The organism is Micromonospora sp. NPDC005707, from assembly GCF_040631005.1.
In the GTDB taxonomy this organism is placed as follows: Bacteria; Actinomycetota; Actinomycetes; order Mycobacteriales; family Micromonosporaceae; genus Micromonospora.
Window position 1 is genome coordinate 269,266 of sequence record NZ_JBEXYR010000001.1, and the last position, 12,974, is coordinate 282,239.

13 protein-coding genes are annotated in these 12,974 nt (G+C 74.6%); 6 read left to right on the plus strand and 7 right to left on the minus strand.

What is annotated here, in order from left to right:
- The first annotated feature begins 121 nt into the window (after positions 1–121).
- Positions 122–727 carry a sigma-70 family RNA polymerase sigma factor gene (locus ABZ452_RS01235; protein WP_357937587.1) on the plus strand — a complete coding sequence of 202 codons (606 nt, stop codon included), beginning with the start codon at positions 122–124 and terminating at the stop codon, positions 725–727.
- Positions 681–1,439 carry an anti-sigma factor gene (locus ABZ452_RS01240; RefSeq protein WP_357937589.1) on the plus strand — a complete coding sequence of 253 codons (759 nt, stop codon included), beginning with the start codon at positions 681–683 and terminating at the stop codon, positions 1,437–1,439. The genes ABZ452_RS01235 and ABZ452_RS01240 overlap by 47 nt, the downstream gene beginning before the upstream one ends.
- Before the next feature lie 120 nt (positions 1,440–1,559).
- On the opposite strand, the gene ABZ452_RS01245 is transcribed toward ABZ452_RS01240, so the two are convergent.
- From ABZ452_RS01245 to ABZ452_RS01260, 4 genes are all read right to left on the minus strand, one after another.
- Positions 1,560–2,519, minus strand: coding sequence for an electron transfer flavoprotein subunit alpha/FixB family protein (locus tag ABZ452_RS01245; RefSeq protein ID WP_357937591.1), 960 nt, complete (start codon positions 2,517–2,519; stop codon positions 1,560–1,562).
- Positions 2,520–2,530: 11 nt separating this feature from the next.
- Positions 2,531–3,310, minus strand: coding sequence for an electron transfer flavoprotein subunit beta/FixA family protein (locus ABZ452_RS01250; RefSeq protein ID WP_357937593.1), 780 nt, complete (start codon positions 3,308–3,310; stop codon positions 2,531–2,533).
- A gap of 390 nt (positions 3,311–3,700) precedes the next feature.
- Entirely contained in the window at positions 3,701–4,105 is a 405-nt protein-coding gene (locus ABZ452_RS01255) for a hypothetical protein (protein WP_357937595.1), read from the minus strand.
- Positions 4,106–4,107: 2 nt separating this feature from the next.
- Positions 4,108–4,905, minus strand: a complete 798-nt coding sequence (locus tag ABZ452_RS01260) for a GNAT family N-acetyltransferase (protein ID WP_357937597.1) — start codon at positions 4,903–4,905, stop codon at positions 4,108–4,110.
- 41 nt (positions 4,906–4,946) lie between these two features.
- Between ABZ452_RS01260 and ABZ452_RS01265 the strand changes: the two genes are divergently transcribed.
- The 4 genes from ABZ452_RS01265 to ABZ452_RS01280 are packed head-to-tail and all read left to right on the plus strand — an operon-like array spanning position 4,947 to position 9,373.
- Positions 4,947–5,333 carry a DUF202 domain-containing protein gene (locus tag ABZ452_RS01265; protein ID WP_357937599.1) on the plus strand — a complete coding sequence of 129 codons (387 nt, stop codon included), beginning with the start codon at positions 4,947–4,949 and terminating at the stop codon, positions 5,331–5,333.
- Positions 5,330–5,629: a DUF202 domain-containing protein gene (locus tag ABZ452_RS01270; RefSeq protein ID WP_357937601.1), complete on the plus strand. Its 300-nt coding sequence runs from the start codon at positions 5,330–5,332 to the stop codon at positions 5,627–5,629. Before ABZ452_RS01265 ends, ABZ452_RS01270 begins: the two co-directional genes overlap by 4 nt.
- 28 nt (positions 5,630–5,657) lie before the next feature.
- Entirely contained in the window at positions 5,658–6,065 is a 408-nt protein-coding gene (locus ABZ452_RS01275) for a PLDc N-terminal domain-containing protein (RefSeq protein WP_357937603.1), read from the plus strand.
- Between the two features lie 38 nt (positions 6,066–6,103).
- Positions 6,104–9,373, plus strand: a complete 3,270-nt coding sequence (locus ABZ452_RS01280; RefSeq protein ID WP_357937605.1) for a BTAD domain-containing putative transcriptional regulator — start codon at positions 6,104–6,106, stop codon at positions 9,371–9,373.
- Here the strand turns inward: ABZ452_RS01280 and ABZ452_RS01285 are convergent.
- From ABZ452_RS01285 to ABZ452_RS01295, 3 genes are all read right to left on the minus strand, one after another.
- Positions 9,357–10,166 (minus strand): ABC transporter permease, encoded by an 810-nt coding sequence (locus ABZ452_RS01285; protein ID WP_357937607.1) that lies wholly within the window; start codon positions 10,164–10,166, stop codon positions 9,357–9,359. The two genes, ABZ452_RS01280 and ABZ452_RS01285, sit on opposite strands and share 17 nt — an antisense overlap.
- On the minus strand, positions 10,163–11,137 hold the full coding sequence (locus tag ABZ452_RS01290; RefSeq protein WP_357937609.1) for an ATP-binding cassette domain-containing protein: 975 nt from the start codon (positions 11,135–11,137) through the stop codon (positions 10,163–10,165). The genes ABZ452_RS01285 and ABZ452_RS01290 overlap by 4 nt, the downstream gene beginning before the upstream one ends.
- A gap of 153 nt (positions 11,138–11,290) precedes the next feature.
- A complete protein-coding gene (locus ABZ452_RS01295; RefSeq protein WP_357937611.1) occupies positions 11,291–12,913 on the minus strand; it encodes an acetolactate synthase in 1,623 nt (540 codons plus the stop codon).
- Between the last annotated feature and the right edge of the window lie 61 nt (positions 12,914–12,974).

Genomic DNA, 12,974 nt, shown 5'->3' on the forward strand with positions numbered 1-12,974 from the left:
ATCCGGACCGGCCCCGCCCGACGAAGAGGAGGTGGACGAGGGAGCGCAGATTGACCGGGAGAGTGGGGCGAAGGCTGTGGCGGCTACAGTCGGGCATGCCCCAGCGAAGGCGGACCGTCCCGTGACGACGGTCCGGCAGGGCCCCGAGCCGCCGGGCGACGACGACCTCGCCGCACGGTTCCGCGCCGGGGACGAGACCGCCCTGCGGGCGGCGTACGACCGGTACGGCCGAGCCGTGCTGCACCTGGCCACCACGACCCTGGCCAACCGCAGCGACGCCGAGGACGTGACCCAGGCGACGTTCGTCGCCGCCTGGCTCGGCCGGGAGACGTTCGACCCGGAGAAGGGGTCGCTGGTCGGTTGGCTGCTCGGGATCGGGCGGCGCAAGGTCGTCGACCGGCTCCGGGCCGCCGCCCGGGAGACCCGGGTGGTCGAGACGGTCCGCCGGCTGCCTGAGCCGGCGACCACCGGGCCGGACCCGGACACCGTGGTCGACCGGCTGGTCGTCGCCGACGAGCTGGCCCAGCTCCCGGACGAGCAGCGGCGGATGCTGGAGCTGGCGTTCTACGACGACCTGACCCACCAGCAGATCGCGACCGTGACCGGAGTGCCGCTGGGCACGGTCAAGAGCCACATCCGGCGCGGCATGCAGAGCCTGAGACGCAGATGGGAGGTGGACGGTGCCGCACGTGGACCACGACCGGCTGGTCTTTCTGGCGCTCGGTGAGAGCGAGGCCGAGGGCGGTGAGGCCACCCACCTCGACAGCTGCGCGCACTGCCGGGACGAGTTGGCGTCGCTCCGGCACGTCGCCGGGCTGGGCGCCGGCACCCAGGGCCTGAGCGACCTGCCCGAGCCGCCGGAGCACGTCTGGCAGGGCATCGTCGCGGAGATCCGGGAGGCCGAGGAGTTGCCCGCGCTGACCCGGCGGCGTCCGCCGCGCACCGGTGACCCGGTCGAGCCGGCCGACCGGCCGGCGACGGCGCCCCGCTCCCGCCGCTGGCCACGCTGGGCGACCACGGCGGTCACCGCCACGGCCGCCGCGCTGATCGGCGTGGTGGGCACCGCCGTCGTACTGGGCGGCGGTGACGAGCCGCCGCCCCAGCCCACGGTGCTGGCCAGCGCGCCGCTGGCCGCGTTCGGGTCGACACCGAAGGACGCCTCGGGCGACGCCCGGGTGCTCGACGGCAGCCGGCTGCACCTGCACGTGGCGAATCTCCCGAGCGTTCCCGGGTACTACGAGGTCTGGCTGATTGATCCCCGGACGATGAAGATGTTTTCCTTGGGTACCCTGAGCAAGGCGTCGGGAGACGAGTTGCTTCCGGTGCCACCGAACGTCGACCTCCGGACCTACTCGGTGGTCGACGTCTCCGCCGAACAGTTCGACAACAAGCCCGCCCACTCCGGCGACAGTTTGCTGAGGGGCACCCTGACGGGCTGATCGGCGGGCCGGCTCAGCTCCCCGGCCCGCCGATCAGCTCCCTTCCACCCCATGGAAGGGGCCGCGACACACGCGAGCCGCCGCCCGGATCACCGGACGGCGGCTCGTGTCGTGACGGGGTCACTTGCGCTTGCGGATCTCCTCGGCGGCCTGCGGGACGACCTTGAACAGGTCGCCGACCACGCCGAAGTCGGCCAGCTCGAAGATCGGCGCCTCGGCGTCCTTGTTCACCGCGACGATGGTCTTCGAGGTCTGCATGCCGGCCCGGTGCTGGATCGCGCCGGAGATGCCCAGCGCGACGTAGAGCTGCGGGGAGACGGTCTTGCCGGTCTGGCCCACCTGGAACTGGTGGGGGTAGAAGCCGGAGTCGACGGCCGCGCGGGACGCGCCGACCGCGCCGCCGAGCAGGTCGGCCAGCTCCTCGACCAGCTTGAAGTTGTCGGCGTTGCCGACGCCGCGACCGCCGGAGACGACGACCGACGCCTCGGTGAGCTCCGGACGGGAGCCCTTCTGCTCGGCGACCCGCTCGACGACCTTGGCCAGCTTGTCCGCGTCGGAGACCGACACGGTGAGCTGCTCGACGGCCGGGGTGGCCGCGGCCGGGGCCGGGTTGAGCGAGTTGGGCCGGACGGTGACCAGCGGCAGGCCCTTGGTGACCTTGGACTTGACGATGGTGGAGCCGGCGAAGGCGACCTGGGTGGCGGTGCCGTCGGCGGCGAGGGCCACCACGTCGGTCAGGATGCCGTTCTCCAGCTTGACGGCCAGGCGGGCGGCGATCTCCTTGCCCTCCTGGGAGGAGGCGAGCAGCACGGCGGCCGGCTGCACCCGCCCGACGAGCTCGGCCAGCACGGTGGCCTTCGGGGCCACCAGGTAGCCGTCGATCTCCTCGCCCTCGGCGGCGTAGATCTTCTCCGCGCCGTACTCGCCCAGCTTGGCGCTCAGCGCCTCGGCGGCGCCGGCGCCACCGAGCACGACCGCGCTCGGGGTGCCCAGCTCGCGGGCGAGGGTGAGCATCTCCAGGGTGACCTTCTTGACGCCGAATTCCTTGGTGGCTTCGACGACGACGAGAACCTCAGACATGTCCAGACCTCTCACACGAACTTCTCGGTGGCGAGGAACTCGACCAGCTTCGCGCCGCCCTCGCCCTCGTCGGTGATCTTCTCGCCGCCGGAGCGCGGCGGGCGCTTGGTGTGCTCGAGCACGGCGCTGGTGGCGCCGTCGAAGCCCACCTCGGCGGCAGCGACGCCGAGGTCACCCAGGGAGAGCGTCTGCACCGGCTTCTTCTTGGCGGCCATGATGCCCTTGAAGGAGGGGTAGCGCGGCTCGTTGATGGTGTCCCAGACGGAGACGACGGCCGGGGTCGAGGCGGTGACCACCTCGTAGCCCTCCTCGGTCTGCCGCTCGACGGTCAGCGTGGCGCCGTCGACGGTGAGCTTGCGCGCGCCGGTCAGGGCGGCCACGCCCAGCCGCTCGGCGATCATGTGCGGCATGACCTGCACCCGGCCGTCGGTCGACTCGGCGCCGCAGATGACCAGGTCGGCGTTGAGCTGCCCCAGGGCGGCGGCGAGCACCTTCGAGGTGGTCACGGCGCAGGACCCGTGCAGGGCGTCGTCCACCACGTGCACGGCCTTGTCCGGCCCCATGGAGAGCGCCTTGCGGATCGACTCGGTCGCCCGGTCCGGACCCATGGTCAGGATGGTGACCTCGCCGCCGTGCGCCTCCTTGATCTTCAACGCCTCCTCGATGGCGTACTCGTCCATCTCGTTGATGACGTTGTTCGCCGAACCGCGGTCGACGGTGTTGTCGTCAGGACGCAGGTTGCGGTCCGCGCCCGAATCGGGCACCTGCTTGACGAGTACGACGATGTTCATCGCGCTTCGACGACCCTCCTGTTTGGTGTAGCGATCACTCGCCCGGTCACGGGCGCAGCCTTGCGCGTGACTTAACGTTCGGTCAACCGCGCGGAGCTGTGCAGTTGCCCACGGGGCTTATGTTACCCGCAAGTAGCATCCGCTCCCCGGCGCCTCAGAGTGACACAGCTCACCGGGCTCCGTCGCGGCGGGTAAGCTCCCAAAATAGGGAGGTGACGGATATGCCGGAAAAGAGCCTTTCGACGGGAGAGCGGGACGCGGCGGACGGCCCCGGGACCGTCCGCCGCGCCTGCCGCCGGATGCTCCCGGAGACCTACCGCTGCGCCTGCGGCCGCGTCCGCGACCGCTGCGTCCGGGCCAGCGTGCGCACGCTCTGGTCGGCCGAGCCGGTCAGGCGGGCTCGGCCAGCGCATGCCTGATCTTGTCGATCACCGCCGCCTCGGCGGGCGCGATGCCCCGGTGGGCCTGCGCCACCCGGTCGGCCGCGGCCAGCACCACCGACCGGTACGCCTCGACGTCCCCCGGTGACTTGGTCCGGAGGATCTCCACGGCCCGGCCCAGCGCCGGCAGCACGGTCGCCTCGATCTCCAGCGCCGAGTCCCGGGGCAGCTGCGGCAGCGGGCCGGTGGTGAGGGCCTCCTTGACCACCCCGCTGGCGCCGCCCAGCGCCCCGGACGCGGCGATGCTCTCGCGCACCATGGCCAGCATCCCGGGCACCGCGTTGGAGACCAGGAACACGGCCCCGAAGGCTCCGGTCTTGAGGGTGAGCTGCTCGTCCGCCGTCAACCGCTCCATGATCACGGAGTGTAGACGTACGGGGTGGTCGTGGTGACCGCAACGAGACCGAGCCGCTCCAGGATGGGCCGGCTGTCCGGCGAGCAGTCCACCTGCACGAGGGTCTTGCCGCGCTGCTCGGCCAGCCGCGCCCGGTACGCCACCAGGGCCCGGTACACGCCCTTGCGCCGCCACTCCGGCAGCGTCGAGCCGCCCCAGAGGGTGGCGAAGCCGGTGTTGCGCAGGTAGCGCACCCAGCCGGCGCTCACCACGGTGTCGCCGGCCTCGGCCACCACGACCGTGATCGACTGCGGGTCCGCCTCGATCTCCCGGGCCAGCCCGGTCACCAGGTGACTCCGGTCCTCCTGCCAGACCGCCTGTTCCATGGCGGCGATCCGTTGCAGGTCCTCGTGGCTGGTGACCTCGCGCAGGCGTACCCCCTCGGGCGGCGTCGGGACGGCGGCGGACAGGGCCGCGACCGGGCCGATCACGACGGTCTCCAGGTCCTCCGGCACGAAGCCGGCGGCCCGCAGCCGGTCGCCCAGGTCGGCCGGCTCGTCGTGCCCGGTGAGCTTCCACTCCACCGACTCGCCCCGGGCGCGGAAGAACTCGACCTGCCGGGCGATCAGAGCGTCGAGCTCGGCGCCGGCCAGCCCGTCCAGGGTGCGGTAGGTGAGGAAGCCGCCGCGGTCCAGGTTGAGCACGCGGAACAGGGGGCCGTCCCGGTCGATGGTCACCCCGGCCGGCACCGGGTCGGGCAGCTCCGGGCGGATCTGGGTGTCGTAGGCGTCGCGCAGGCTCCGCGCGTCAAGATCGGTCATCCCTTCAGGCTAGGCACCGGGCAAAGCGGATAATGGAGGCCGTGTGGGAGGCGATCAGGCGCTGGTTCGACCCGCGCGAGCTGCGGTCGGTCGGCAACAGGCCGGACTACCGCTTCTCGCTGGCCAACGAGCGGACCTTCCTGGCCTGGCTGCGCACCGGGCTGGCGTTGATCGCCGGCGGGCTGGCCGCCGCGCAGTTCCTCCCCCGGCTGCCCCTGGAGCACCTGCGCGAGGTGATCGCCGTCGCGCTGCTGCTGCTCGGCGCCACGGTCGCCGTCCGGGCGGTCGACCACTGGGCCCGCACCGAGCGGGCCATCCGGCTGGACGAGGAGCTGCCCGCGTCCCGCTTCCCGGCCGTCCTGGCCCTCGTGGTCGCGCTCGGCGCGCTGCTGCTGGCGGCCGTCGTGCTGGCCCGGGGCCTCGGGTGAGGCGGGACCCGGGGCTGCAACCGGAACGCACCCGGCTGGCCTGGCGACGGACGCTGCTCGCGGTCACCGTGATCCTCGTGCTGGAACTCCGGCTGGCGTTCACCGGGCGCACCGCCGACGCGCTGCTGGCCGGGCTGGCCGTGGTCACCTGGCTGGGCGTCCTGCTGACCGGCTGGCGCCGGGCCACCGGCGCCGGGCCGCGCGCTCCGGCACGCTGGTCGATCCCGCTGACCGCGCTGGCCGCCGCCGGCCTGGCGCTGCTGGGCGTGGTGCACGTGCTGCGCGGGCTGCGCTGACCGTCCCCGGTGGGCCATGATGTCCGGCATGGTTCGCCTTTACGGGCTGCTCTTCCTGGCCCAGCTCGTACTCGCCGTCTGCGCCCTGATCAGCTGCCTCTCCGCCGAGGAGGGCGAGATCCGCGCGCTGCCCCGGATCGCCTGGGTGCTGATCATCCTGTTCTTCCCGCTGGTCGGCTCGATCGCCTGGTTCGTCGCCGGCCGGGAGGCCGGCGCCCGGCGGACGCGGACCGCCTGGCCGATGGGGAACGGCTTCTCCGAGCAGCACCGCCCCCGGCAGGTCGCGCCGGACGACGACCCCGAGTTCCTCTCCTCGCTCGCCGAGCGCAAGCGGGCCGACGACCAGGAACGCCTCCGCCGCTGGGAGGAGGACCTGCGCCGGCGTGAGGAGGAGCTGCGCCGCGGGCAGGACGACCGGGACCGGCCGGAGGTCTGAGCGCCGCCACCGGGCGCCGGGCGGGCACAATCGACGCCGTGCGGATCAGCCTGCTCGGCCCCCTGGAGCTGCGCGCCGACACCGGTACGCCGGTGGAGGTGGGCGGCGCCCGGCTGCGCCGGCTGCTGATCCTGCTGGCCCTGGAGCCGGGCCGCACGGTCACCGCCGGCCGGCTCACCGACGCGCTCTGGGCGGACGAGCCGCCGGCCGGGGCCGCGAACGCGCTCCAGGCCCTCGTCTCGCGGCTCCGCCGGGCCGGGCTGCCCGTCGAGGCGCAGCCCGGCGGCTACCGGCTCGCCGTGGCACCCGACGACGTGGACGCGCACCGGTTCGAGGCCGCGGTCCGGGCGGCCCGGGCCCGGCTCGTCGACGACCCGACCGAGGGCTGCCGCCGGCTGGCCGAGGCGCTGGCGCTCTGGCGCGGCCCGGCCCTGGCCGACGTGGCCGACGCGGACTTCGCCCGGGCGCCGGTGGCCCGGCTCACCGAGCTGCGGCTCGCCGCCACGGAGGACCTGGTCGAGGCGCGGCTGGACCGGGCGGCGCCGGACGCCCTGCTGCCGCAGCTTCGCGAGCTGGTCGCCGCCCACCCGCTGCGGGAGCGGCTGACCGGGCTGCTGATCCGGGCGCTGCACCGGGCCGGCCATCCGGCGGAGGCCCTCGCCGAGTACGAACGGCTGCGCGCCACCCTCGCCGACACCCTCGGCACCGACCCCGGCCCCGAGCTGGCCGCCCTGCACCTGGAGGTCCTGCGCGGCGAGCCGGCGGCCGCCCCCGTCCGCGCCGAGCGACCCGCCCCGGCCGACCCGGCTGGTCCGTCCCGCCCGGCCCGGGGGAACCTGCCCGCCACGCTGACCAGTTTCGTCGGGCGCGAGGAGGAGGTGGCCCGGGTCGCCGGGCTGCTCGACCGGTCCCGCCTGGCCACCCTCACCGGCCCCGGCGGGGCCGGCAAGACCCGGCTGGCGGTGGAGTCGGGCCGCGCCGTGGCCGGCCGCTTCCCGGACGGGGTGTGGCTGGTGCCGCTCGCCCCGGTCACCGACCCGGCCGAGGTGCCGGGGGCCGCCCTCGCCGCGCTCGGCCTGCGCGAGCAGGCGCTGCTGGCCCGGGCCGGCCGCGGCGCCCCCGAGCCGGCCGACCCGGTCGGGCGGCTGGTCGACGCGCTCGCCGGGCGTACGGCCCTGCTGCTGCTGGACAACTGCGAGCACCTGATCGACGCGGCGGCCGGCCTCACCGAACGCCTGCTCACCGCCTGTCCCGGGCTGCGGGTGCTGGCCACCAGCCGGGAGCCGCTGGGCATCACCGGGGAGGTGCTGCGGCCGGTGGAGTCGCTGGCCCTGCCCCCGGCCGACGCGGACCCGGCGACCGCGCTGGCGTACCCGGCCGTGCGGCTCTTCGCCGACCGGGCCGGCGCGGTCCGCCCGGACTTCGCGGTGGACGCGGCCACGGTCGGTCCGGTAGTGCGCATCTGCCGCGCGCTGGACGGCATGCCGCTCGCCATCGAGCTGGCCGCCGCCCGGCTGCGCGCCATGACGGCGGCGCAGGTGGACACCCGGCTGGACGACCGGTTCCGGCTGCTGACCGGCGGCAGCCGGACGGCCCTGCCCCGGCACCAGACGTTGCGCGCCGTGGTCGACTGGAGCTGGGACCTGCTCGGGGACGGGGAGCGGGCGCTCTGGCGGCGGCTGGCCGTCTTCGCCGGCGGCGCGACCCTGGACGCGGTCGAGCGGGTCTGCGCCGTCGAACGACCACTCCAGCTCGGCGCGTCTGCCGCCGCGCCGCGACCTGGAGCGGTCGCGGACGTCCTCGACGCCATCTCCGCGCTCGTGGACAAGTCGCTGGTGGTGGCGGGCGGCACGGGCGAGCCGCGCTACCGGATGCTGGAGACCATCCGCGAGTACGGCCTGGACCGGCTCGCCGAGGCGGGCGAGACGGACGAGGTCCGGCGGGCACACGCCGCCGAATACCTGGCCCTGGCCGAGGCGGCCGAGCCCGAGCTGCGCGGCGCGGCGCAGCTGGACTGGCTGCGCCGGCTCGCGGCCGACCACGACAACGTGCACGCCGGGCTGCGCCACGCGATCGCCGTCGGCGACGCCCCCACCGCCGTCCGGTACGCCGCCGCGCTGGGCTGGTACTGGTGGCTGACCGGCCAGCGCGCCGAGGGCGCCGACCTGGCCGGCCAGGTGCTGGAGCTGCCCGGGGTGGCCGACACGCCGCCCACCGCCACCGCCCTCACCCTGGCCACCGCCGCGCTGAACCTGATCGACACCCACAGCGACGAGGTCACGGTCAGCCGGGAACGGCTGGCCCGGGCCGCGGAGCTGTCCCTCGGGCGCGAGCACGAACACCCGCTGCTGCGCCTCGCCGCGCCGATCGCGGCGGCTTTCGACACGAACTTCCAGCCGCCCGCCATGGCCGCCATGGTGGCCCTGTTCGACGACCCGGATCCGTGGGTGGCCGGCATCGCCCGGCTGATCCGGGCGCACTCCCTGCTCAACGGGGGCCTGTCGGATGCCGACGCGGAGGCCGACCTGCGGGCCGGGCTGGCGCACTACCGCCAGGTCGGCGACCGGTGGGGCATGTCGTTCAGCCTCACCTCGCTGGCCGACCTGCTCGACCGGCGCGGCGAGGCCGCCGAGGCGACTCCGTACCACGAGGAGGCCATGACCTACTTCGAGGCGCTCGGCGTCCGCGAGGACGTGCCGGAAATGCGGCTGCGGCTGGCGCACAACCTGTGGCGGCGGGGCGAGCGGGGCCGGGCGTGGGCGGAACTGGACCGGGCGGTGCACGAGGCCGAGCTGTCCGCATCGGACGAGACGAGGGCGGCGCTGGCGTACGGCAGGGCGGAGCTGCTGCGGGCGGAGGGCGACCGGGCCGGGGCGCGGGCCTGCCTCACGGAGGGCGCCCGGCTGGTGGGCGACCGCGCGATCGCTCCGCAGTGGCGCGCGCTCAACGCGTCCACCCTGGCCGTGCTGGACGCCGCCGACGGCGATCTGGTCTCCGCCCGGACCCGGCACGACCAGGCCCTGAAGTTGGCGCTCAGCTCGCAGGACGCCCCGGTGGTCGCGGCCGTGCTGGTCGGCTACGCCGATCTGGCGCTGCGGCTCGGCCGCCCGGCCGGGGCCGCCCGGCTGCTCGGTGCGGCGACCGGGATCCGGGGCGGCCCCGACCACGCCGTGCTGGACCGCGCCCGGGTGGAGGCGGCCGCCCGCGACGCGCTCGGCGAGACGGGCTTCGCCGAGGCGTACGCGGGCGGGCTGGGTTACCGCTGGGCGACCGCCGCGGAGGCGGTGGCCGTCACACTCGACGCCTGAGCGCCCGCACCGCGAGCGGGGCGAAGATGGCGAGCAGCACGGCGGCCCAGATCAGCGACTTGGCGACCGGGCCGGCCACCGGGCCGGAGACCAGCAGGCCGCGCAGCGCGTCGGCCAGGATGGTGGCCGGGTTGACCTCCACCCAGTGCTGGAGCCAGGACGGCATCTTGTCGGTCGGCACGAACGCGTTGCTCGTGAAGGTCAGCGGGAAGATCACCATGAAGCCGAAGATCTGCACCTTGTCCGGCTCGCTGACCAGCACTCCGACCAGCACCGAGATCCACGAGGCGGCCAGCGAGAAGACCAGCAGCAGGGCGAACGCGGCCAGCAGCCCAGCGAACCCGTGGCCCACCCGGAAGCCGAGGATCATGCCGACGCCGATCAGCAGCGCCACCGACCACGCCTGCTTGACCGTGTCGGCGAGGATCCGGCCGGCCAGCGGCGACCAGCGGGCCACGGGCAGCGACCGGAGCCGGTCGAAGACGCCCTTGGTGAGGTCGGTGTTGAGCCCGAAGCCGGTGGTCATGGTGGCGAAGAACGCGTTCTGCACGATGATCCCGGGCAGCGCGAACTTCAGGTAGTCGCTCGGCGAGCCGGCGATCGCGGTGCCGAAGACGTAGGTGAACAGCAGCACGAACATCACCGGCTGGATGCTCAGGTCGAGCAGCTCCATGGGGTTGTGCTTGATCTGCACGAGGCTGCGCCAGGCCAGGGTGAGGGTGTTCCGCAGCCCGGCGACGAGGCCCGGGCGGCGGGCCGGGGCGAGCGGGGCGGCGAGGGTGGCGGCGGTCATGCCGGGATCCTTTCCAGGTCGGTGCGGGCCGGGGCGTCCTGCTCGGCGCGGTGACCGGTCAGGGAGAGGAAGACCTCGTCCAGGCTGGCGCCGCGCAGCGCCAGCTCGGCCACCGCCACCTCGGCGGCGTCGAGCCGCCGGACCACGGCCGGCAGCACGTCCGGGTCGTTCACCGGCACGGTGACGGTGGCCTGGGCGACCTCCGGGGCGACCCCGGTGACCTCGGCGGCGACGGCCACCACGGTCGGCAGGTCGGCGGGATCGGTCGGGCGGACGGTGAGCACCTGGCCGCCGGTGCGCGCCTTCAGCTCCTCCGGGGCGCCCTGGGCGATCACCCGGCCGTGGTCGACCACCGCGATCTCGCCGGCGAGCTGGTCGGCCTCCTCCAGGTACTGCGTGGTGAGCAGCACGGTCACCCCGTCGGCCACCAGGGTGCGGACGATGTCCCACAGCTCGTTGCGGCTGCGCGGGTCGAGCCCGGTGGTCGGCTCGTCGAGGAAGAGCACCTGCGGGCGGCCGACCAGGCTGGCGGCCAGGTCGAGCCGGCGGCGCATGCCGCCGGAGTAGGTCTTGGCGGCCCGCTCGGCGGCGTCGGTGAGCTGGAAGTCGGCCAGCAGCGCCCGGGCGCGGGCCCGGGCGTCGGCCCGGGACAGCCCGAGCAGGCGGCCGATGAGCAGCAGGTTCTCGGTGCCGGTGAGGTTCTCGTCGACCGAGGCGTACTGGCCGGTGAGGCCGATCAGCTGGCGCACCCGGTGGGCGTCGCGGCGGACGTCGTAGCCGCCCACGGTGGCGTGCCCCTCGTCGGCGGCGAGCAGGGTGGCCAGCACCCGCACCGCCGTGGTCTTGCCCGCCCCGTTCGGCCCGAGCAGCCCGAACACCGTCCCGGTGGGGACGGCCAGGTCCACCCCGGCCAGCGCGGTGGTGGCGCCGAAGCGGCGCACCAGACCTTCCGCGCGGATCGCGTAAGTCATCGTTGCTCCCGTCGTTCTCGCTGGTCACCCCACCTTGAGCGACGGCGCTGACGTTACGGCGACAGGCGCTGACAGACCGCTGATTTACCTCCGGGCAGAACGACGCGACCGCCGTCGCCGGTCACCCGGGCGACGGCGGTCGCGGCGTCGAGGTCAGGCCAGGTTCGACGAGCGGGGGTACGCGTCGCCCGGATCAGTCAGCACGTTGACCAGGTACGGCACGCCGGCGTCGAACGCACGGGTCAGGGCGGGGCCGAGGTCGGCGGCCTTCTCCACCGTCTCGCCCGCGCCGCCGAGCGCCTCGACCACCTTGTCGTAGCGCAGCCCGGGCTGCAGGTCGGCGGCCACGTCGTAGCCGTACATGGCGCGCATCGGGTGCTTCTCCAGGCCCCAGATGCCGTTGTTGCCGACCACGATCACCACCGGGAGCCGCTGGCGGGCCAGGGACTCCACGTCCATCAGCGAGAAGCCGGCCGCGCCGTCACCCATCAGCACGCAGATCTGCCGGTCGGGGTGGCTGACCCGGGCCCCCATGGCGTAGCCCATCCCGGTGCCCAGGCAGCCGTACGGGCCGGGGTCGAGCCAGGTGCCGGGCTGGGCGGGCTCCAGGTACTTCCCGGCGTACGAGACGAAGTCCCCGCCGTCGCCGATGGTGATCGCGTCGCGGGCGAGCACCTTGCGCAGCTCGCCGTAGACCCGGGCCGGGCGGATCGGGTCGGTCTCGGCGGCCATCTCCTCCGCGTCGCGCGCCTTCGCGGCGTCCTCGGCGGTGCGCAACTGGGCGATCCAGTCGGCGTGGTCGGCCCGGTTGCCCGGGTGTTCGGCGAACCCGGTGAGGATCAGCCGCAGGTCACCGGCGGGAGCGGCGGCGGGCTGGACGTGCCCGGCGCGCTGGCTGGGCGCGTCCACGACGTGCACCACCTGCGCGTCGCCGAAGTCGCCGAAGCCCAGCCGGAAGTCGAGCGGGGTGCCGACCACCACGACCACGTCGGCGTTCTTGAGGGCGACCCGCCGGGCCTTGGCGAAGGTGAGCGGGTGCTCCGGCGGCAGCGCGCCGCGGCCCATGCCGTTGGTGAAGACCGGCACCTGGAGGGACTCGGCGGCGGCCCGCAGCGCCTCGACGGCGTCGCCCGCGTACACGTCGGAGCCGGCGATGATCACCGGCCGGGACGCGGCGGCGATCAGGGCGGCGGCCTTCGCGACCTCGTCCGGGTCGGCCTCGATCGCCGCCGGCGGGGTGACCGCGGGCAGGTCGGCCTCGCCGACCGAGAAGACCGCCTCCAGGGGGAAGTCGAGGAAGGCCGGGCCGCGGTGCGGGGTGAGCGCGGCGGTGAGGGCCGCGGTCACCGCGCGCGGGATGTCGTCGGCGCCGAACACCGTCTCGGCGTGCTTGGTGACCGGGGCGACCAGCGGCAGGTGGTCCATCTCCTGGAGGCTGCCGGAGCCCCAGCGGAACTGCGGGGCCCGCCCGCCGAGCACCAGCACCGGCGAGGCGTTGAAGAAGGCGCTGGTCAGGCCGGAGACGCCGTTGGTGACGCCGGGGCCGGCGGTGAGCACGGCCAGGCCGGGACGGCGCTGCAGCTTCGCCACCGCCTCGGCGGCGAAGACGGCGGACTGCTCGTGCCGGACGTCGTAGATTCCGAAGCCGGTCCGGTGCGCCGCGTCGTAGAGCGGGAAGACGTGCCCGCCGGAGAGGGTGAACATCTCCCGTACGCCGTGCGCGCGCAGCGCCGCGAGGGCCAGCTCGCCGCCGTGCCCCTCGACCCGTTCCGTCATCGCCACTTCCCTTCGTCATGACCGGAGTCACACGCTACTGGCCGGTAAGCGGGATGTGAAC